General features: G+C 66.8%; 18 protein-coding genes. 15 read left to right on the top strand and 3 right to left on the bottom strand.

From position 1 onward, the window contains the following. The first annotated feature begins 72 nt into the window (after positions 1-72). Positions 73-210 carry a hypothetical protein gene (locus AC0IZS_RS31065; protein WP_471639184.1) on the top strand — a complete coding sequence of 46 codons (138 nt, stop codon included), beginning with the start codon at positions 73-75 and terminating at the stop codon, positions 208-210. A 26-nt stretch (positions 211-236) separates the two neighbouring features. Here the strand turns inward: AC0IZS_RS31065 and AC0IZS_RS31060 are convergent, their stop codons facing one another. Continuing rightward, positions 237-2,363: a TonB-dependent receptor family protein gene (locus AC0IZS_RS31060; protein ID WP_471639183.1), complete on the bottom strand. Its 2,127-nt coding sequence runs from the start codon at positions 2,361-2,363 to the stop codon at positions 237-239. A gap of 234 nt (positions 2,364-2,597) precedes the next feature. Here AC0IZS_RS31060 and AC0IZS_RS31055 point away from each other — a divergent pair, with 234 nt between their 5' ends. The 7 genes from AC0IZS_RS31055 to AC0IZS_RS31025 all read left to right on the top strand — a co-directional run bounded on the left by AC0IZS_RS31055 (position 2,598) and on the right by AC0IZS_RS31025 (position 8,853). Next, positions 2,598-4,919, top strand: coding sequence for an EAL domain-containing protein (locus AC0IZS_RS31055; protein WP_471639182.1), 2,322 nt, complete (start codon positions 2,598-2,600; stop codon positions 4,917-4,919). Positions 4,920-5,011: 92 nt separating this feature from the next. Further along, complete coding sequence (locus tag AC0IZS_RS31050; RefSeq protein WP_471639181.1) at positions 5,012-6,244, top strand: SpoIIE family protein phosphatase; 1,233 nt, start codon at positions 5,012-5,014, stop codon at positions 6,242-6,244. A 30-nt stretch (positions 6,245-6,274) separates the two neighbouring features. Further along, positions 6,275-6,664, top strand: coding sequence for a DUF1987 domain-containing protein (locus AC0IZS_RS31045; RefSeq protein ID WP_471639180.1), 390 nt, complete (start codon positions 6,275-6,277; stop codon positions 6,662-6,664). Between the two features lie 9 nt (positions 6,665-6,673). After that, positions 6,674-7,399, top strand: a complete 726-nt coding sequence (locus AC0IZS_RS31040; RefSeq protein WP_471639179.1) for a GGDEF domain-containing protein — start codon at positions 6,674-6,676, stop codon at positions 7,397-7,399. A 272-nt stretch (positions 7,400-7,671) separates the two neighbouring features. After that, a complete protein-coding gene (locus tag AC0IZS_RS31035; protein WP_471639178.1) occupies positions 7,672-7,977 on the top strand; it encodes a hypothetical protein in 306 nt (101 codons plus the stop codon). Positions 7,978-8,000: 23 nt separating this feature from the next. After that, positions 8,001-8,279 carry a hypothetical protein gene (locus tag AC0IZS_RS31030; protein ID WP_471639177.1) on the top strand — a complete coding sequence of 93 codons (279 nt, stop codon included), beginning with the start codon at positions 8,001-8,003 and terminating at the stop codon, positions 8,277-8,279. A 106-nt stretch (positions 8,280-8,385) separates the two neighbouring features. Beyond that, entirely contained in the window at positions 8,386-8,853 is a 468-nt protein-coding gene (locus AC0IZS_RS31025; RefSeq protein WP_471639176.1) for a hypothetical protein, read from the top strand. Between the two features lie 22 nt (positions 8,854-8,875). Here the strand turns inward: AC0IZS_RS31025 and AC0IZS_RS31020 are convergent, their stop codons facing one another. Then, complete coding sequence (locus AC0IZS_RS31020) at positions 8,876-9,895, bottom strand: AraC family transcriptional regulator (RefSeq protein ID WP_471639175.1); 1,020 nt, start codon at positions 9,893-9,895, stop codon at positions 8,876-8,878. 182 nt (positions 9,896-10,077) lie between these two features. Between AC0IZS_RS31020 and AC0IZS_RS31015 the strand changes: the two genes are divergently transcribed. Then, complete coding sequence (locus AC0IZS_RS31015; protein ID WP_471639174.1) at positions 10,078-11,784, top strand: carboxylesterase/lipase family protein; 1,707 nt, start codon at positions 10,078-10,080, stop codon at positions 11,782-11,784. Positions 11,785-11,818: 34 nt separating this feature from the next. On the opposite strand, the gene AC0IZS_RS31010 is transcribed toward AC0IZS_RS31015, so the two are convergent. Beyond that, positions 11,819-12,505, bottom strand: a complete 687-nt coding sequence (locus AC0IZS_RS31010) for a Crp/Fnr family transcriptional regulator (RefSeq protein ID WP_471639173.1) — start codon at positions 12,503-12,505, stop codon at positions 11,819-11,821. Between the two features lie 216 nt (positions 12,506-12,721). Here AC0IZS_RS31010 and AC0IZS_RS31005 point away from each other — a divergent pair, with 216 nt between their 5' ends. The 6 genes from AC0IZS_RS31005 (at position 12,722) to AC0IZS_RS30980 (ending at position 19,629) form a co-directional block, all read left to right on the top strand. Further along, positions 12,722-14,365 carry a 3-(methylthio)propionyl-CoA ligase gene (locus AC0IZS_RS31005; RefSeq protein WP_471639172.1) on the top strand — a complete coding sequence of 548 codons (1,644 nt, stop codon included), beginning with the start codon at positions 12,722-12,724 and terminating at the stop codon, positions 14,363-14,365. A 131-nt stretch (positions 14,366-14,496) separates the two neighbouring features. Continuing rightward, positions 14,497-15,729 (top strand): branched-chain amino acid ABC transporter substrate-binding protein, encoded by a 1,233-nt coding sequence (locus AC0IZS_RS31000; protein WP_471639171.1) that lies wholly within the window; start codon positions 14,497-14,499, stop codon positions 15,727-15,729. Positions 15,730-15,810: 81 nt separating this feature from the next. Next, on the top strand, positions 15,811-16,764 hold the full coding sequence (locus tag AC0IZS_RS30995; protein WP_471639170.1) for a branched-chain amino acid ABC transporter permease: 954 nt from the start codon (positions 15,811-15,813) through the stop codon (positions 16,762-16,764). A 4-nt stretch (positions 16,765-16,768) separates the two neighbouring features. Beyond that, complete coding sequence (locus tag AC0IZS_RS30990) at positions 16,769-18,127, top strand: branched-chain amino acid ABC transporter permease (RefSeq protein ID WP_471639169.1); 1,359 nt, start codon at positions 16,769-16,771, stop codon at positions 18,125-18,127. An 8-nt stretch (positions 18,128-18,135) separates the two neighbouring features. Continuing rightward, the gene (locus tag AC0IZS_RS30985) at positions 18,136-18,927 is read left to right on the top strand and encodes an ABC transporter ATP-binding protein (RefSeq protein ID WP_471639610.1); all 792 of its coding nucleotides are present in this window, start codon (positions 18,136-18,138) and stop codon (positions 18,925-18,927) included. Positions 18,928-18,933: 6 nt separating this feature from the next. After that, a complete protein-coding gene (locus tag AC0IZS_RS30980; RefSeq protein ID WP_322591664.1) occupies positions 18,934-19,629 on the top strand; it encodes an ABC transporter ATP-binding protein in 696 nt (231 codons plus the stop codon). Positions 19,630-19,677: the final 48 nt, after the last annotated feature.

Raw genomic sequence — 19,677 nt, 5'->3', positions numbered from 1 at the left:
GCAATGCAATCCTCAAAAAACACCCCTGCGAATTCCTGTGGCTTCTGCGGTGCGACCAGCTACCGCCGCGTCGTGGCACGTGACACCCTTGGCGTACTGCGTGCCACCGAACGCCTGCTGTGCACCGGTTGCACGCGCGAGTTTCCGGACGTGAAAACCTGGCGCCAGGGCATGCAGGACACGCCTTCGGTCTTCTCTGCCGCGGCTTGAGAGAAGAAGGGGCTGTTCGGCCGCCGCTATAGAAACCGGGCCCTGAGACCCACCATGATGCGCCGCCCGGCGGCCGGCTCGAAGAAGCGGCCGTTGCCGTCGTTCACGATCAGCGAGCCGGCGTAGCGCCGGTCCAGCAGATTGTCCAGGCGCGCCCACGCCTGCCAGCGCGGGCTGGCTTCGGCGGCCTTGCCGAAGGTGTATCCGGCGCGCAGGCCCACCACCGCAAAGCCGGGTGCCGCCTCGCTGTTCACGTCGTTGGCGAACACCTTGCCGGACACATCCAGCGTGGCGCCCAGTTGCCAGGCGGCCGTGGGCGCATAGTCCAGCGCCAGTTGTGCCACGTGGCGCGCGGTGCCGGGCAGGCGGTTGCCGGCGGCCACGCGGGCGCCCCCCGCGCCGGTGTAGGCATCGCCAAAAAAGGCATCCAGATAGGTGTAGGCCGCGCGCGGCTTCCAGGCGCCGGCCTGCGCACTCCAGGCCAGTTCCAGCCCGCGGCGGCGCACGTTGTCGGCGTTCTGGAAGATGGTGCGGCCGTTCACCGTGGCGGCGGGCACGATCTCGCCCTGGCTGCGCGCGTCGAACCAGGCCGCCTGCACCTGGTGCATGTCTGCCTGCCACTTGGCCCCGATCTCCATCTGCCGGCTGCGCGAGGCGGCCAAGCCGAAGTTGGGCCCGGTGTTGCCCGGGCTGTAGGCCATCTCGGCCAGGGTCGGGGTCTCGAAGCCGCGGCCCAGGTTGGCATACAGGTTGAGCTGGTCGCTGGCGCTCCACACCGCTCCCAGCACCGGGCTGGTCTGGCGCCAGGTGCGGGCACCGCTGTCGTCGGGGTTGGTGGGGGTGATGAAGTGGTCGGCCACGCGCATGTTCACGCGGCTCGCGCGCAGGCCGGCAATGGCGCGCCAGGTGGGCGTGATCCATGCATCCACCTGCGCGAACAGGTCGGTGTTGCCCGCGCGGTCGCGCTCGTTGCGCCGGAGCGCCCCCGGCTCGCCGTTCTGGTTGACCCGGCCCTGGCGCTGCTCGGTGAGCCGGTCGGCGTCCACGCCCAGGGTCCAGGTGAGCGGCAGGCCCGACGGCATTTTGGCGGTGTGCGTCCAGGCCAGGCCCAGGCCATGGTAGTCGCGGTCGAGGTCCACCACACCCCCTGCGCTGTTTTCGGCCGCGCCGCTGAACGACAGGTATTGGGTGAGTCGGCGCGTGCCGCCATAGGCGCGTGCGCGCACGCTGTCGGCCGCGCCCAGTTGCCGCTCCAGCACCAGGCCCCACTGGTTCTGTGCCACCGACTTGCGCGTGCCGAAGGTGCTGGCCACCTCGGGTGCCTGGCGTGGGTTGGCATGGAACTGCGCGCGCGTGAGGCCCAGCGGGTCCTGCGCATTGGGCTGGTCGTAGAGGTTGAGCAGGGCGGTGATCTTTGTGTCCGCGTCCGGGCGTGCCACCAGCTTGCCGTTGAGGTGGGTGCGCCGCGCGGCGCTGTGCTCGCGCCAGCCGTCGGTCTCGAAACGCGATACGTCCAGCAAGCCGCCCAGCGTGCGGTCGCCGAAGTCGAACGACACGTCCGCCAGCCGCTGGCCGAACGAGCCTGCCGCGATGGAAGCCTGCGCTGCGCCGCCCTCGCGCGGCTCGCGTGTGCTCACCTGCAGCACGCCGCCAGCCGCATTGCCATAGAGCTGGGCCAGCGGGCCGCGCAGCACATCCACCTGCGCGGCCGACTGCAGCTGCGCCGTGGCCGCCTGGCCCTGGCCGTCGGGCATGGTCGCAGGGATGCCGTCCACCAGGATGCGCACGCCGCGCACGCCGAAGGTGGAGCGCGCTCCGAAGCCGCGCACCGCGATCTGCAGGTCCTGGGCGTAGTTCTGCCGCTCCAGCGCCACCACCCCGGCCTGCCCGGCCAGCAGCTCCGACAGGTTCACGAGCGGCGTGGCCGCGGTGAAGCCATCGACCTGCACGCTGGTGTGGCTGGCCGCGCTGTCGAAGCGGCGCTGGGCCTCGGCGTTGCCCTGTACCTCGACAGGGGCCAGCGTGCCCTCTTCGCGCGGCTGTGCCATGGTGGGCGCTGCTGCCAGGGTGGCCAGCGCTGCCAACGCCGTGGACAAGGCCTGGGCGCGGCGGCCGGGCAGATGGCTGTGCGGGGCAAGGACAGGAGGGTGCATGGCGAAAGGGTCGGAGAAGGGCGTGGCCAGCGTAGCGCAGGATGCCCGGGTGGCCTGTCAGCGGATGTCCCGGGCTTGGCCATGCCCTGACCGAGTCACGCTCTGCGGGACGAAAGCCACAGCATGCCTCATTCCTGTCACATTGCCATGCGAAGGTGGGGTTCGGGGCGCTGCGGCGTCCTTGCTCCGCATTGCCGCCGGGCAACTTGCGGGTTGCCCTCTCCTGCAACCCCTATGCCCTCGACACCTGTGCCAGCAAGCAGCCTGCTGCCTTTCGACTACCAACGCGGTCTGGCGGGCGCATTGCTGTGGATGGTGGTGGCCCAGGCCTCGCAGGCCTATGCCTTCGGAAGCCTGGACATGAGCCTCATCTGGCCGGCCGATGGCATCGCCATCGGGCTGGTGCTGGCGTATGGGCTGCGCATGCTGTGGTACCTGGGGACGGCCGTGGCCTTGTGGCATGCACTGCATGGCATCCCCGTGCTGCAGTCGCTGATCGGCGTGGCGGCCCTGGTGGCCGCTGTGTTGCTGGTGTGGTGGCTGGTACAGCGTGACCGGCGCAGTGAGGCGGGGCGCAACCCGGTCGCCACGGCCATCCGCTTCCACGCGCTGACCGTGCTGCCGGGGGCGGCGGTCCTCACGGCGTTGGGCAGCTGGCAGTTTCTGCTCACGCCGGGCGAGCCGCCGGGCGGTGTCCTGCGCGTGGCGGGGGTCATGGGCATGTCCGAGGTGTTTGGCATTTTGCTGTTCTGCCGGCTGACCGAGCTGGCCGCCCATGCCCTCGATGGAGGCTGGAGGGCGGGCCCGCTGCGCTGGGCACGCTGGCAGACCTTCTGGGTGGCTGGGTTGGTGGCGGTGATGGCGGTGGCGCACTGGGGCCCTTCCCTGGCGGGTGTGGGCGTGGGCCCATCGGCGCGCTACATCGTCTTTCTGCTGGTGGCCTGGGCAGCCTACCGTGGCAGCCCCTTGTTCGTGCACCTGACCACGGCGCTCTCGGCGCTGACGCTGCTGGCGTTCGCGCCGCCTTTGATGGCCGGCCAAAGCCCTTACCTGGTCGTGCTGGACCAGGCCGTGCTCATGGTCTGCCTGGCAGCGCTCAGCTTCTTTGCCTCGGCAACGATGGAGCATCGCCGGCAGATGGAGCGCAGCCTGCACGAGGCCGCCAGCCACGACGGCCTGACGGGCTTTCTCAACGAGCGCGGCCTGCTCAAGACCCTCCAGGCGGCGGGGGCGGTCCATCTGGTGGGCATCAGCCTGCACAACCTGGAGCATGTGGTGGGACTGATCGGCCTGGGCCGCACGCGCGAGATCGAGCAGGACGTGTCTATCTATCTGCGCAACCAATGGGGTCGCAGCTGTTTTTACGCGCGGCCACGCGATGGCTTTTTCGTGGTGGCGGTGCCATTGGCAGGGGGTGATGTGACCGCGCGGCTGTTGCAGCTGCGTGCCGCCCTCGACGGGCGCCGCTATGTCTTTGCCGAGCGCAGTGTGCGCATCCAGGCCGCACTCGGGCTGCTGCCGCTGGACGAGGGGCAGGCGCTGGGCGACGACGTCCTGGCAGCACTGATGCTGCTGTGCGAGGTGGACGGCGATCCCGCATTGAGCGACCGCCACGCGCAGGGCGGTGACCTGGCGCCGGGCCACCTGATGCGCATCCGCCGAGGGCAGCTCTCGCAGGTCGAGGCGCTCAAGGACGCGCTGCGCCTGCCTGCCGCCAGCCCCGACGCCAGTGGCCTGTGGCTGGCCTGCCAGCCCATCCGTTCGGCGCATGGCGACCACGATGGCGACCTGGGGGTGGAGGTGCTGCTGCGCTGGGCATCGGGCGGCACGGCAACCCATCTGCCCGGGGAGTTCCTGCCCCTGGCCGAGCGCTATGGGCTCATGCCCCAGGTGGACCGGTGGGTCATCACGCAGGTGTTTGCCGCCTTGGTGGCCCATGGCATCACCCACCGGGATCTGGGCAAGGTGGCGATCAACCTGTCGGGCTCGTCGGTGTCGGACCCGCGGCTGCTGGCCCACATCGACCAGTGCCTGGCCGCCAGCGGGCTCGACCCCGCGATGTTCTGCTTCGAGGTCACGGAGACCGCCGGCATCGTGCAGCGCAGCCGCGCCGTGGACCTGCTGGCCAGCCTGCGCGCCATGGGCGCGCGCACCTCGCTCGATGATTTCGGCACGGGCCTCGCCACCTTCGACTACCTCAAATCGCTGCCGCTCGATTTCGTGAAGATCGATGGCAGCTTCGTGCGCGACGTGCTGTCCTCGCGGGTCGACCAGCGCATCGTGCTGGCCACCTGCGACGTGGCACGGACCATGGGGCTCACGACCATCGCCGAGTTCGTCGAGACGCCGGCCCAGCGCTCCCTGCTGGCTGCCTATGGTGTGGACTATGTGCAGGGCTTTGGCATCGCCAAGCCCCTGCCGCTGACGCAGTACCTGCAGCAACTGGTGCGCCGCGACCCGCGCTCTGCCACGCGGGCGGCCGCGGCCCCCGCCATGGCGGGCCGATGGCAGGCGGGGCATGGCCGGCTGGTGCCGGGCATGGCGCCCAGTGAATGACATGGCCGGCGAGGCCGGGGCCATTTGTCACGCAACCGCAATATGCGACTTGTAAGCTCTGGTGACATTTTCTGCCGCGCCGGCCCTTCTTCATGTCCGAACTCCCTGCCTACCTGCAAGACTGCCGTCCGCGATTTCGCCAGCCCAGTGCCGGGGACATGTGTGTCGAGGTGCCCTGGATGGCGGTCGAGGAGACCAATGAAAAGGTCATGGAGATCTTCTCCGAGCACAAGGACCTGGTGAGCCTGCCGGTGGTCGAGAAGGGCCGCCCCATCGGGCTGATCAACCGCGACATCTTCATGTCCGAGATGAGCAAGCCCTACCGCTGGGAAATCTACGGGCGCAAGAACTGCATCGCCTTCATGGACAAGGCGCCGCTGATCGTCGATGCCGAGATGGGCATCGAGGAACTGACCTTCAAGACCGTGGAGTATGGCGAAAAGGCGCTGTCGGACGGCTTCATCGTCGCCCGTGACGGCGCCTTCGTCGGCGTGGGCCACGGCCTGCAGCTGATGCGCGTGGTGGCCGAACTGCAGGCTGCGCGCAACCGCCAGGTGATGCACAGCATCGAGTACGCCAGCGTGATCCAGCGCTCCATGCTGCGCGCCTCGCGCGATGCGCTGGTGCAGGCGCAGGCCGATGCGGCACTGGTGTGGGAGCCGCGCGACGTGGTGGGCGGCGACTTCTACCAGTTCACCACCCTGCCCGATGGCTGGTTTGCCATGGTGGCTGACTGCACCGGCCACGGCGTGCCCGGCGCCTTCATGACGCTGATCGCATCGAGCACCCTGGGCAAGGCCATCGAGCAGTACGGCCCGCGCGATCCGGCGCAACTGCTCTCCAGCGTCAACCGCAGCATCAAGCAGATGCTCGGCCAGATGGATGGCCAGGACGATACGCCGGGATCGGATGACGGCATGGACGCCGCCTGCTTCTGGTACGAGCCCGCCACGCGCGAACTGCGCTTTGCCGGCGCGAACCTCTCGCTCTTCGTGCTGGCGCCCGGTGCCAACGCCGTGCAGCTGGTGGCCGGCGAGCGCAAGGGCGTGGGCTACGTGGACAGTGCGTTTGACTACACCTGGACCACGCGCAGCGTGGCACTGGAACCCGGCAGCCTGGTGTTCGTGACCACCGACGGCCTGATCGACCAGGTGGGCGGTCCCAAGGCCATCACCTTTGGCAAGCGCCGCATCCAGGAGGTGATCGTGGCCCAGGGTGAGCAGACCCCCACGCAGCTCAACGCCGCCATGCAGCAGGCGCTGCAGGCCTGGCAGGGCAGCCACCAGCGCCGCGACGACCTGACCTTCTTCTGTTTTCGGGCCTAGAACCCCTGGCCCCACACCCTGAAATCCCGGATGGACAACCTCTATATTCCCCCCACCCCCAGCTCGCCGGAAGTGGACTTCAAGTTCGACGACAACGCGCTCAGCCTGCGCGGCGAGTCGTACCCCGAGAACGCCGCGGCGTTCTATGGCGACATCCTGCGCCAGCTGGGGTCGTACCTGAGCGCCTGCAGCGACCAGAAGATCCAGGTCAGCATTGCCCTGGCGTACTTCAACAGCTCCAGCACCAAGATGCTGTTCAACCTGGTCGGCCTGCTCAGCGATGCGGCCGAGGCGGGCAACGAGGTGGTGCTCAACTGGTTCCATGACGAAGACGATGACACGATTTTCGAGTTCGGCCAGGAGCTCAAGGACGACTTCACGGCCATCCAGTTCGTCAACCACGCAGTGAAATCGGCGTGACGGGTTTCGATGTCCGACGCACCTGACCTGTTCGACGCCGAAAGCCGTGCCCTGCTCGCGGCCCGCCTGGCCTTCGATGATGCGGCCAGCCCCCCGGGGGGGCACCGCCACGCCCTGGGTGAACTGCTGAACTCCTACGAGCGCCTGCTGCGCGAAACGCGCCGCATGGTGCGGCGCAGCGACCGGGCCGAGCTGGAGATGAACCAGCTCAACCAGCGCCTGCAGGACCTCACCGGCCAGCTGGAGTACCGCGCCACGCACGACCCGCTCACCGGCGTGCTCAACCGCGCGGCCATCATCGAGCGCTCCAACCGCTACCTGGCCAGCGACAGCCTGGCGCTGATCGTGCTCGACATCGACCATTTCAAGCGGGTCAACGATTCGTTCGGCCACCCGGTCGGCGACACGGTGATCTGCGGCGTGGTGGACTGCCTCAAGGGCGTGGCACCTTCCATCGCCCAGATCGGGCGCGTGGGCGGCGAGGAGTTCACGGCGCTGTTGCCCGGCCTCTCGCTCGAATCTGCGGCCCATGTGGCCGAGGGCATGCGCCGGGCCATCGCGGCCCATGATTTCCAGTTGCCGGACGGGAGCCGCGTGACCGCCAGCTTCGGCGTGAGCTGGCAGGAGCGCGGCAGCAGCTTTGACGCGGCCTACGGCAGCGCCGACGAGGCCCTGTACCAGGCCAAGCGGGCCGGACGCAACCAGGTGGCCCGGGCGGCACTGGTAGACGCCTGAACCCAGGCATGGCGCCAGGAGCCTGTCGGACTTGGAAATCGTCGGCTGCAAATCGGCCGCAGCGGTCCATTTTTCACCGCCTTTTTGCCCCATAGCCTGGCTATGGGGCTGCAAATCCGGCAAAAACTGTCCTCGCTGGGGCCGATGTTCGCTTTCGACGCTCCAAGTCCGACAGGCTCCTACTGCGGCGCCGTTGCCACAGCGGGGTGGTCAGGACGTGCTTTTGGCTCTGAAATACTGTATATTTTCCCAGTATCTCAAAGGAGTCTTCCATGGAAGCCATCGAAACGACCTGTACCGTAACCCTGCGCGACTACCCTGAACTGCCTCCCAAGGAGCGCATGGCGGCCGAGGCCCGGTACCTGCGGGTGCTGGAGCGCAAGCTGGGCGGTGCCGAAGTGGTGGCCGAGGCGCTGCGCGCCGTGGTGCAGCTGCAGGAGTCCGACGGCAGCGAGGCCAGCCCCGAGGACCTGGCGCTGGCCGGCCAGTGGACGAAGGCCGCCAACGCCGCCCGCGAAGCCGGCTACCAGGGCCTGGGCGAGGTCGATGGCGCGTACTTCGAAGTGCGCTTGGCCTGATGCCGGGCGCAGAGATCGCTGGCATGGCGCTCGATCAATGGGCCATCGCAGTGCTCGGCGCCGTGGCCGTGTGGCTGTCCCAGTCCGCCCATGAGCCGGTACGGCGCTGTGCCTGCCTGGCCGGGCTGATGGCGCAGCCGTTTGCCTTCTACACCGCATGGCAGTTGCAGCACGCGGGGGTGCTGGTGCTGGCGCTGGTCTTCACCCTGGCGTGGCTGAGGGGCCTGTGGGTGCATTGGCTCGCGCCGCGCCGCCAGGCAGGGGTGGGCACTATCCAGATGGTGCCGGAGCGCAAAGGCTGAAGCCCGACTCCCTTGCGCCGGCCCATGGCCGCCTGTGCGATGGTCTTAATTTTCTTGACCGCAGCCTCCCCACCTGCCACGGTCGGTGATCTACCGGAGATTGCCCATGTTCACAGAGAAGATGCCTGCCAACAGCCAGACGGCCTTGCGCAGAGCGCGCGACTGCCATGAAATCCGGCAGGCGTACACGGCGTTCCTTGCCTCGCTCAAGCAGGCCAGCGGCCTGCCTGATGTCGGTTTCTTCGTGGCGGATGTCGGGCAGGACGTGGTGATCACCACGCCCTCGGGTGAGTCGTCGCCTTACCTGCTGATCTGCAGCGATGGCGCCGAGATGGTGTGGGGCCGGGTCATGTTCCTCACGCTCAACCCTCTCACCGGCACCCGGCTGCCCATCTTTGCCGTGCGCCTGCGCCCGGACTCGGTGGTGCTCAATGACGAGGGGACGCGGGAGTGGGAGGTGAGCTTCAAGGACGGCGATCCGTTCAACCAGATCGAGATCAAGCAACTGGTCTATGAGCTGATGTACGGCCAGATCGCGTTCAACAGCAAGGGGCTTATTCCCGAGGACGCCTGAAACCGGCACGGCGGGCCTGCTGTCAGGCCCCCTGCTGCAGCTGGGCCCGGTACTGCCCGGGCGGCATGCCGAACCAGCGCTTGCAGGCGCGGAACATGTTGCTCTGGTCGGCAAAGCCCAGCAGGTCGGCCACTTCGGTGAGGTTGCGGCGCGGGTCGGCCAGGTACTGGCGTGCCAGTTCGCAGCGCGTGTCGTCCAGCAACTGCTGGTAGGTGGCCGATTCGGCCTGCAGCCGGCGCTGCAGGGTGCGGTCGGTCATGTTCAGGCGCGCAGCGATGTCGTCGCGGCGCGGCTCGCCCTTGTGCAGGATGCGCGCCACCTCGGCGCGCACGCGCGTGCTCGCCAGCGAATGGCCCAGGTGGTCGAGTTCGGTCTCCACCAGCCGCTCGTGCATGGCCCACAGGCTCGGGTTGTGGGTGGGGATGTCGGCCAGCATGTCGGCATCGGTCAGCAGGATGCGGCTGGCCGGCTGGCCAAAACGCGGCAGCAGGCCGAAGGCTTTTTCGTAGCGTACCTCGCTGCCCGGAGAGGGCGGCGGCGTGGTCAGCTCCACCGCCAGCGGCGTGAGCTCGCGGCGCGTGAGCCAGCCGCACAGCGTGAACAGGGTGAGCAGCGCGTATTCAACCCGCTGGCGCGGAACGGGGCGCGTACCGCCGATGTGCGCGATCGAGAACCAGTAGCCGCGCGTTTCGTGCGTGAGCTCGAAGGCGGTGCAATCCGAGATCACCGCCATGTGGCGCGTGAGGTGCTGAAAGCCCACCAGCAGGTTGGGGCCCGATGCGAGCGCATAGCCCACCACGTCCACGTTGCCGTAGCGCGCGGTGAGCTGAGGGCACAGGCCCAGCGCCACCTTGCCGGAACGTGCCACGGCCAGCTCCCACAGCTGGCTGATCCGGTCCACGTCCACGCGTGCGTGCGGCTGCTGCAGCGCAGCCAGGTCGATGCCGGCTTCGCTGCACAGCTCGGCCACGGGCAGGCCTTCGGCGGCCATCATGTCGGTGGTGCCGCGCACCCAGGCGGCGGAGCTTGTACGGGGATTCATCGGGTGGGGGATCGGCTCAGGGTTTACGCGGGGTGGTGCTCTGAAGTCAGTGTTTTGGCAAGGTTGCGATAGTAACGAATGGCCAGCTGCTTTCCACAATCACGGTCGAGGTTGTGCCCTGTTCGCGGTTGTACCCGAACCAGAGGCGCCACCCATTCCAAAAACCCCGAAGGAGACAAGACATGGTCGATATGCGCTGGCGTGTGCAATGCCTGGGAGCCGTTCTTTGCGTGCTGGCGGTGGCCGGCTGTGGCGGTGGTTCGGGCACTGGGCCCGAGGTGCGCGAGACCGCGTACGGCAGCGTGCGCGGTGCGGACGCGAGTACCACGACGGGCACCTATTCGTGGAAGGGCATTCCCTTTGCCAGGCCCCCCGTGGGCGAACTGCGCTGGCAGCCCCCTGTGGCGCCCGTCGCCTGGAGCGGTGAGCGCGATGCCACGCGCTTCGGCAATGCCTGCCTGCAGATGGGGCGGCTGTATGGGCCTGGTGCCAACAACCGTTTCGACGACAGCATTGGCCAGACCCTGGGCACGCCCGTGGGCAACGAGGACTGCCTGACGCTGAACATCTGGCGCCCCGCGACCACACAGGACAACCTGCCCGTGCTGCTGTTCCTGCACGGCGGCAGCGCCATCTCGGGCTACACGGCCGACCCGGTGTATGACGGTGCGGCGCTGGCGCGTTCCGCCAATGCCGTGGTGGTCACGGCCAACTACCGGCTCGACGTGCTGGGCTTTTTCCAGATGCCGCAATTGCACACTGGTACGCAGGCCTACACCGGCAACTACGCGCTGCTCGACAACGTGCAGGCGCTGTCCTTCATCCAGCGCAACATCGGCAACTTCGGCGGCAACGCCGGCAACGTCACGCTGATGGGGCAGTCGGCCGGTGCCGGCAACGTGCTGGCGCTGCTCACCTCGCCCCAGGCGGCGGGCCTGTTCCACAAGGCCCTGCCGATCAGCGGTGGGACGTCGCTGGCGAGCCAGTTGCCTGCAGGCTCCATCCCCACGCTCAACCCGGCCTCCAAATACGCGGGCCAGGCGGCGGCGCTGCTGGCGGCGCTGGCGCTGGCCGATGGCCTGGCGCCCGACGCTGCGGCTGCAGCGGCACTGGTGGCTGGCTGGACACCTGCACAGACCGCCAGCTACCTGCGCGGCAAGGACGGCCGCGTGGTGCTGCAGACGGTGCTGAAAAGCGGGCTCACGGGCTCCGGCCCGATTCCCGACGGTGTGGTGCTGCCGGTGGATCCGATCGCCGAGATGGCCGCCGGCCGCTACCACAAGGTGCCGGTGCTCTCGGGTTACACGGCCGACGAGGCCAAGCTGTTCGCACCCTTCCTGGCGCTGCTGGGCGGCAAGCCGGGCATGAAGATCAGCGATGCCGAGCGCTTCGCGATGACCCAGGCCTTCAATCCCGATGCGCCCACCACGCTCACGGTGGCGGACATCGTCGATGCCTCCTACCTGCCGGTCACGGCCCCTGCCACGGGCTACAACGCACGCATGAAGCTGCTGGGCAGTGTGTTCATTGAACCGAGCCGCGACAGCCTGCTCAATACCCTGCGCACCCAGCAGGCCAACGTCTGGAGCTACCAGTTCAACTGGGCCCAGCAGCCCGCGCCCTGGAATGACGTGTACGGAGCGGCCCACGGCTTCGATCTGCCCTTCGTGTTCGGCAACTTCGGCCCTTCGCTGCTGGCCAAGGCGGCCAACAGCACGGCCAACCAGCCGGGGCGCCTGGCGCTCTCGGGCGTGATGATGGACAGCGTGCGCGCCTTCGTGCATACCGGCAACCCCAACCATGCGGGCCTGGGGCAGGAATGGCAGCCCTGGCCGCGCAAGTTCATCTTCGATGCCGACCAGAAGGCCACGCGCCTGACTGTTCAGTGAGGATCCGGGGCCTGATGCTGCTTCTTATGTCCGTTCATGCCACTGCGGTGGCGGCTAAATATGCGTTCAGCGCCTCGTCGTCCACGATGGCCACCTTGCCGAAATCCAGCGACACGATGCCCATGCCTTCGAGCGAACGCAGCACGCGGTTGACCGTCTGGCGCGACAGGCCGACGAGCTGGCCCAGCTCGTCCTGCGTCAGGTTCAGCCGGCGCGTGCTGGGCCAGAACAGGCGGCTCAGGTACAGCGCCACGCGGTGCTCGGTGGACTGCGTGCGCCCGGCCTCGATGATGGTCATGGCCTGCCCGAGCCGCATGTTCAGGTGCAGCACCAGGAACTGGTTGAAGGCCAGGCTGCTCTCGCGCAGCGCGGCAAAGACCGGCAGCGGCAGGCACATGAGCCGGGTAGGGCGCAGGGCGACCACGTGGTACCTGCGCGGCTCGGGCTTCATGGCCGAGCCTTCGCCGAACCATTCGCCATCGGGCACGCCGATGAAGGCCGAGGAGCGGCCGCGGCTGGCCGGGCTTTGCAGCATCACCAGGCCCGAGAGCACCGCGTGCCAGCCCTGCACGGCGCTGCCGGCAGGCATCATCACGTCGCCTTTGTCGCCGCTTTCTTCGAACACCTCGGCGCGCACGCGCTCCTGCATGGCGGCCGGCAGCCCGGCGAACCAGGGCTGGGCGGTGATGAAGCGCTGGGCGTGCGGGGCGGTGCAGAGCATGCCGCGGATTGTCGCTGCAGCCCATGCCGTTCAGGGTAATCCCTTGGCCTTTGTCGGATGGGCGACAGGTGTTGGCGCCAAGCGGCCCACGCCGCACACTGCGCAGCCAGGAAACCCGCCTGGCACGCCGCCGAAAGGGGCGCTTCGGAGACCCCGCAGCAGGCCAGCGCGCGTTACGATGATTGCCCACTTCACCACAAAATCCAAGGAGCACACATGCTGGGCCTGATGCAGAGCCAACCCCTGTTGATCTCGTCGCTGATCGAGTTCGCCGAGCGCCACCATGGCGACGCCGAAATCGTCTCGCGGCGCGTGGAGGGCGACATCCATCGTTACACCTACAAGGACCTGGCCCAGCGTGCACGCCGCCTGGCCAACGCACTGGACGGCTTGGGCCTGGAGTTCAGCGACCGCGTGGCCACGCTGGCCTGGAACGGCTACCGCCACATGGAGATGTACTTCGGCGTCTCCGGCTCGGGCCGCGTGCTGCACACCATCAATCCGCGCCTGCACCCCGAGCAGATCGCCTGGATCGCCAACCATGCCGAAGACCAGGTGCTGTGTTTTGACCTGACCTTTCTGCCCCTGGTGCAGGCCGTGCATGCCAAGTGCCCGACCATCAAGAAGTGGGTGGCCCTGTGCGACGCGGACAAGCTGCCTGCGGACTCCGGCATCCCCGGCCTGACGAGCTACGAAGCCTGGATTGGCGCGCAGTCGCCCGACTACGCCTGGCCCGAGTTCGATGAAAACTCCGCATCGAGCATGTGCTACACCAGCGGCACCACGGGCAACCCCAAGGCTGCGCTCTACAGCCACCGCTCGACCACGCTGCATGCCTACGCGGCTGCGCTGCCCGACGTGATGTGCCTGTCGGCGCGCGACTCGGTGCTGCCCGTGGTGCCCATGTTCCACGTCAATGCCTGGGGCATCCCGTACTCGGCGGCGCTCACGGGCTGCAAACTGGTGTTCCCCGGCCCGGCCATGGACGGCAAGTCGATCTACGAACTCATCGAGTCCGAGAAGGTCACCTATGCCGCCGGCGTGCCCACCGTGTGGCAGATGATGCTGGGCCACATGAAGCCCGCGGGCCTCAAATTCTCCACGCTCAAGCGCACGGTCATCGGCGGTTCGGCCTGCCCGCCGGCGATGATCCACGCGTTCAAGGAAGACTTCGGTGTCGAAGTCCTGCACGCCTGGGGCATGACGGAAATGAGCCCGCTGGGCACGCTGTGTACCCTGAAGAACAAGCACCTGGCGATGCCCAAGGAAGAGCAGATGAAGGTTCTGCTCAAGCAGGGCCGCGCCATCTACGGTGTGGACATGAAGATCGTCGGTGCCGATGGCGAGGAACTGCCCTGGGACGGCAAGACCTACGGCGACCTGCTGGTCAAGGGTCCGTGGATCGTGGACAGCTACTTCAAGGGCGAGGGCGGCCATCCGCTCGTCAAGGACCAGCAGGGACGCGGCTGGTTCCCCACGGGCGATGTGGCCACCATCGATGCCGACGGCTTCATGCAGATCACCGACCGCAGCAAGGACGTGATCAAGTCCGGCGGCGAGTGGATCAGCTCCATCGACATCGAGAACATCGCCATGGCCCACCCGGCCATCGCCATGGCTGCCTGCGTGGGCATGCCGCACCCCAAGTGGGACGAGCGCCCCATCGTGGCCGTGGTCAAGCGCCCCGGTGCCGAGGTCACGCGCGAGGAATTGCTGGCCTTCTTCGAGGGCAAGACCGCCAAGTGGCAGATTCCCGATGACGTGGTGTTCGTGGAGGCGATTCCGCTGGGTGCCACCGGCAAGATGCTCAAGACAAAGTTGCGTGAGCAACTCAAGGATTACAGGCTTCCGGGCCTGTGATCCAGATTGGTGCGGTGCTCGGGGGAGCGCTGCGCCAGTCACGTGTGCGACGCCGGTAGGGGCAATCCCTGAGCGGCGTCGTGTTGCAACGCGGTACGCTGCGTTTTACCGATTTACAAGGAGACAAAACCATGAAATTCGCTATGAAGGCTGTAGCAGCCACCGTCCTGCTGGCGAGCGCTGGCGCGGCGTTCGCTCAAAAGGGTGAGACCGTCAAGATCGCCTGGCTCGACCCGCTTTCCGGCCTGATGGCGGCCGTCGGAACCAACCAGCTCAAGAGCTTCCAGTTCGTCTCCGAAGAGTTCAACAAGAAGAACGCGGCCGGCGTGAAGTTCGAGATCATCGGCATCGACAACAAGCTCAGCCCGCAGGAAACCACCAGCGCGCTGCGCTCGGCCATGGACCAGGGCGCCCGCTACGTGGTGCAGGGCAACGGCTCCGGCCCGGCACTGGCGATCATGGATGCGCTGGAAAAGCACAACGCACGCAACCCCGGCAAGGAAGTCGTGTTCCTGAACTACGCAGCCGTGGACCCGGACCTGACCAACAGCAAGTGCAGCTACTGGCACTTCCGCCTGGACGCAGACACCTCCATGAAGATGGAAGCGCTGACCACGTTCATGAAGGACCTGCCCGAGGTCAAGAAGGTCTACCTGATCAACCAGAACTACTCGCACGGCCACCAGGTCTCCAAGTTCGCCAAGGAAATGATGGCCCGCAAGCGCCCTGACGTGCAATTCGTCGGCGACGACCTGCACCCGCTGGCCCAGGTGCGTGACTTCTCGCCCTACATCGCCAAGATCAAGCAGTCGGGTGCCGACAGCGTGATCACCGGCAACTGGGGCTCGGACCTGGCGCTCTTGATCAAGGCCGCCAACGACGCGGGCCTGAACAACGTCAACTTCTACACCTACTACGGTTCGGTCACCGGCAGCCCCACGGCCATGGGCGCCGCTGCCGCAGGCCGCGTGTACATGGTGGCCTACGCGCACATCAACCTGCCCGGCGAGCTCAACAAGATCGTGGTCGACTACAAGAAGAAGTTCAACGACGACATGTACACCGGCTCCGTGTACCACGCCTTCTCGATGCTCACCGACGCCTTCGTGAAGACCAAGTCCACCGACCCCGTGAAGGTGGCCGCGGCCCTGGAAGGCATGAAGTTCAAGAGCTTCAACGGCGAAGTCGAGATGCGCAAGACCGACCACCAGCTGCAGCAAGGCCTGTTCATCTCCAAGTGGGAGAAGGCGGGTGGCAAGTACCCGCTCGACTCGGAGAGCACCGGCTACACCTTCGTGCCCGTGAAGTACTACGAGCCCTTCGTGGCCAGCACGCCCACCTCGTGCCAGATGAAGCGCCCATAAGGGCCTGACCAGGCCTTTGCTGCGTATCGAGGCCCGACCTGGCTCGGGCCTCTTTTTTTACCCTTGACCTGAAAAATTCCAATGAATCCTGAGTTTTTCGTGATCTCCCTGCTCAACGGCGTGAGCTACGGGCTGCTGCTGTTCATGCTGAGCTCGGGACTCACACTGATTTTCAGCATGATGGGTGTGCTCAACTTTGCACACACCAGCTTCTACATGCTGGGCGCCTACTTTGCCTTCAGCATTTCCAGCGTCATCGGCTTCTGGCCGGCGCTGGTGATCGCCCCGCTGATCGTGTTCGCGCTGGGCGCCGCGTTCGAGCGCTACTGCCTGCGCCGCGTACACAAATTCGGCCACGTGCCCGAGCTGCTCGTGACCTTCGGCCTGTCCTACCTGATCCTCGAAGTGGTGCAACTGGTCTGGGGCCGTGCCACCGTGCCCTACGGCTTGCCCACGCAACTGCAGGGCCCCCTGTTCAGCCTGTACGGCACGCAGTTCCCCAAGTCGCGCTCGTTCGTGATGTTGATCGCCATCCTGATGCTGCTGTCCGTGTGGCTGCTGCTCACCCGCACCCGCATCGGCCTGGTGATCCAGGCGGCGCTCAAGTACCCCGATATGGTCGAGGCGCTGGGCCACAACGTGCCGCGCGTGTTCATGCTGGTGTTCGGCGGCGGCGCGGCCCTGGCCGGCCTGGCCGGCGTGATCGGCGGCAACACCTACGTGACCGAGCCCGCGATGGCGGCGTCGGTCGGCTCCATCATCTTCGTGGTGGTGGTGGTCGGTGGCATGGGTTCGCTGGCGGGGGCCTTCCTGGCCTCGCTGCTCATCGGTGTGGTGCAGACCTTCGCCGTGGCGCTCGACTACTCGATGATCCACGTGTTGCGCCCGCTCGGTGTGGCCGTGACCGACCAGACCTTCGGCTACCCCCTGCTCAAACTCACCATCTCCCAGGTGGCGCCGATTCTTCCGTACCTGTTCCTGGTGCTCATCCTGATCTTCCGTCCCAAGGGCCTTCTGGGCACCCGCGAGGACTGATGCCATGACCTCATCCACCACTACCGTCTCCGGCGCCGCACCGCACGCCAACCCGCACGCCGCCCCGCAGGGGGTTGCGCACTACCGCTTCAAGCCCTGGAACGTGGGCCGCTTCGTCATCTGGTCGCTGTTCGCCGCGATGCTGATCGTGGCACCGCACGTGTTCCGCAGCAGCCTGGCGCTGACCATGCTCTCGCAGATCGGCTACCTGATCATCATCTGCCTGTCCTACAACATCCTGCTGGGGCAGGGCGGCATGCTCAGCTTCGGGCATGCGGTGTACACCGGCCTGGGCTCGTTCATCGCCATCCATGCCATGAACATGGCGGGCAAGGGCGAGCTGCCCATCCCGCTGGTGCTCATCCCGCTGGTCGGGGGGCTGGCCGGCATGTTCTTCGCGATCCTGCTCGGCTTCGTGACGACCAAGAAGTCGGGCACCACCTTCGCCATGATCACGCTGGGCATCGGCGAACTCGTGGCTTCGATGGCGCTGATGTTCCCCGAGTTCTTTGGTGGCGAGGGCGGCATCACCACCGATCGCGTCTACGGCAAGCCCTTCTTCGGGCTGAATTTCGGTTCGGGCATGCAGGTGTACTACCTGATCGCGGCCTACTGCTTTGTCTGCACGGCCGCCATGTTCGCCTTCACGGGAACGCCCCTGGGGCGCATCCTGAATGCGGTGCGCGACAACCCCGAGCGCGTGGAGTTCATCGGCTACAACACGCAGCGCGTGCGCTACTTCGCGTTCATCATCGCGGGCTTCTTCGCCGGCATCGGTGGCGGCCTGGCCACCATCAACTTCGAGATCGTGACCGGTGCCGACAGCGTGAACGTGCTGCGCTCGGGCGGCTACCTGCTGTTCACCTTCCTGGGGGGCGCCACCTTCTTCTTCGGGCCCATCATCGGCGCCGTGCTGCTGGTGCTGGCCTCGGTGCTGCTGTCCGAGATCTCCAAGGCCTGGCTGCTGTACCTGGGCCTGGTGTTCCTGTTCATGGTGATGTATGCGCCCGGCGGCATCGCCAGCCTGATCATGATGAACCTGCGCGTCGCCAAGTTCGGCAAGCTGCGCCAGCTCTGGGTGTCCTACCTGGGCCTGGCCGGCACCGGCCTGGTGGCCGTGCTGGGCGCGGCCTGCATGGTGGAGATGACCTACCACCTGCAGCTCAACGCGGCCCTGGGGTCCGAGCTCAAGTTCCTGGGCGCCATGATCGATGCCAAGGGCCTCACGGCCTGGTTCGGTGCGGGCTTCGTGTTCCTCACCGGACTGGCGCTGTTCGAGATGTGCCGGCGCCAGTTCCTGCGCCAATGGAGCACCATCCAGGAAGAGATCGAACATGCCATCAAGCGGGGAGAGGCGCTGTGAGCAATACCATGACCGCCAATCCGCCGTCCTCGTCCTGCGCGCTCGAATTGCGTGACCTGCGCAAGAGCTTCGGCAAGACCGAGATCATCCGCGGCGCCAACCTGGTGGTGGCCCCCGGCGAACGCGTGGCCATCATCGGCCCCAACGGCGCCGGCAAGTCCACCCTGTTCAACCTCATCAGCGGGCGCTTTGCGCCCACCAGCGGCGACGTGATCCTCAATGGCCAGCGCATCAACGGCCTGGCCCCCTACGAGATCAACCGCATGGGGCTGTCGCGCAGCTTCCAGATCACGAACATCTTCCCCAAGCTGAGCGTGTTCGAGAACCTGCGCTGCGGCGTGCTGTGGAGCATGGGCTACCGCTACACCTTCCTGCGCTTCCTGTCGAACCTGCACGATGCCAACCAGCGGGCCAGGGAGCTCATGGAGATGATCAAGCTCGACAAGAAGCGCGACACGCTGGCCATGAACCTGACCTACGCCGAACAGCGCGCCCTGGAGATCGGCATCACCATCGCCGGTGGCGCCAACGTGATCCTGCTCGACGAGCCCACGGCCGGCATGAGCAAGAGCGAGACCACGCGCTTCATCCACCTCATCAAGGAGGTGACCGAGGGCCGCACCCTGCTGACCGTGGAGCACGACATGGGCGTGGTGTTCGGCCTGGCCGACAAGATCGCCGTGGTGGTCTATGGCGAGGTGATCGCCTTCGATACCCCCGACAAGGTGCGCGCCAATGCGCGCGTGCAGGAGGCCTATCTGGGTTCGGCCGTGGCCGACGAGCAGGGCGCGGGACACTGACTATCTATGCTGAAAATTGACAACCTCCACGCCTATTACGGCAAGAGCCATGTGCTGCATGGCGTGAGCTTCGACGTGCAGCCCGGCGAGATCGTGGCGCTGCTGGGGCGCAACGGCTCGGGCCGATCCACCACCGCCAAGGCCATCATGGGTCTGGTGGACTGGGAGGGCACGCTGCAGTTCAAGGGCCAGGACCTCAATGGCAAGAAAGCCTACGAGATCGCCCACCTGGGCCTGGGCTACGTGCCCGAGAGCCGCGACGTGTTCCCCAACCTCACCGTGCACCAGAACCTGCTGCTGGGCCAGAAGGGCAACGGCAAGGGCAGCCGCTGGTCGTTCGACGACATGTACGAGCTGTTCCCGCGCCTCAAGGAGCGCCAGCACACCGAGGCGGGCGTGATGTCCGGCGGTGAGCAGCAGATGCTCACGCTGTGCCGCACGCTGATGGGCGACCCGGACCTGATCATCATCGACGAGCCCACCGAAGGCCTGGCGCCCAAGATCGTCGAACTAGTTGGCCAGTACCTGCAGACCATCAAGGCGCGCGGCATCTCGGTGCTGCTGATCGAGCAGAAGCTGACCATCGCCATGAAGATCTCGGACCGCGCGCTGGTGATGGGCCATGGCTCCATCGTCTTCCAGGGCACGCCCGACAGCCTGCGGGCCGACAACTACATCCGTAAAGAATGGCTTGAGGTATGAGCTCCCCCCTGAGTCGCTTCGCGCCTTCCCCCCTGAGGGGGGACGCTC

Source organism: Acidovorax sp. AC410, from assembly GCF_979253235.1.
Note: the sequence above shows the minus strand (reverse complement) of the source record. Positions and strands in the feature narration are given on the sequence as shown.

Coding starts and splice junctions, on each gene's coding strand:
- AC0IZS_RS31060 (WP_471639183.1), bottom strand. CDS start 2,363: ATGCACCCTCCTGTCCTTGCCCCGCACAGCCATCTGCCCGGCCGCCGC.
- AC0IZS_RS31055 (WP_471639182.1), top strand. CDS start 2,598: ATGCCCTCGACACCTGTGCCAGCAAGCAGCCTGCTGCCTTTCGACTAC.
- AC0IZS_RS31050 (WP_471639181.1), top strand. CDS start 5,012: ATGTCCGAACTCCCTGCCTACCTGCAAGACTGCCGTCCGCGATTTCGC.
- AC0IZS_RS31045 (WP_471639180.1), top strand. CDS start 6,275: ATGGACAACCTCTATATTCCCCCCACCCCCAGCTCGCCGGAAGTGGAC.
- AC0IZS_RS31040 (WP_471639179.1), top strand. CDS start 6,674: ATGTCCGACGCACCTGACCTGTTCGACGCCGAAAGCCGTGCCCTGCTC.
- AC0IZS_RS31035 (WP_471639178.1), top strand. CDS start 7,672: ATGGAAGCCATCGAAACGACCTGTACCGTAACCCTGCGCGACTACCCT.
- AC0IZS_RS31030 (WP_471639177.1), top strand. CDS start 8,001: ATGGCGCTCGATCAATGGGCCATCGCAGTGCTCGGCGCCGTGGCCGTG.
- AC0IZS_RS31025 (WP_471639176.1), top strand. CDS start 8,386: ATGTTCACAGAGAAGATGCCTGCCAACAGCCAGACGGCCTTGCGCAGA.
- AC0IZS_RS31020 (WP_471639175.1), bottom strand. CDS start 9,895: ATGAATCCCCGTACAAGCTCCGCCGCCTGGGTGCGCGGCACCACCGAC.
- AC0IZS_RS31015 (WP_471639174.1), top strand. CDS start 10,078: ATGGTCGATATGCGCTGGCGTGTGCAATGCCTGGGAGCCGTTCTTTGC.
- AC0IZS_RS31010 (WP_471639173.1), bottom strand. CDS start 12,505: ATGCTCTGCACCGCCCCGCACGCCCAGCGCTTCATCACCGCCCAGCCC.
- AC0IZS_RS31005 (WP_471639172.1), top strand. CDS start 12,722: ATGCTGGGCCTGATGCAGAGCCAACCCCTGTTGATCTCGTCGCTGATC.
- AC0IZS_RS31000 (WP_471639171.1), top strand. CDS start 14,497: ATGAAATTCGCTATGAAGGCTGTAGCAGCCACCGTCCTGCTGGCGAGC.
- AC0IZS_RS30995 (WP_471639170.1), top strand. CDS start 15,811: ATGAATCCTGAGTTTTTCGTGATCTCCCTGCTCAACGGCGTGAGCTAC.
- AC0IZS_RS30990 (WP_471639169.1), top strand. CDS start 16,769: ATGACCTCATCCACCACTACCGTCTCCGGCGCCGCACCGCACGCCAAC.
- AC0IZS_RS30985 (WP_471639610.1), top strand. CDS start 18,136: ATGACCGCCAATCCGCCGTCCTCGTCCTGCGCGCTCGAATTGCGTGAC.
- AC0IZS_RS30980 (WP_322591664.1), top strand. CDS start 18,934: ATGCTGAAAATTGACAACCTCCACGCCTATTACGGCAAGAGCCATGTG.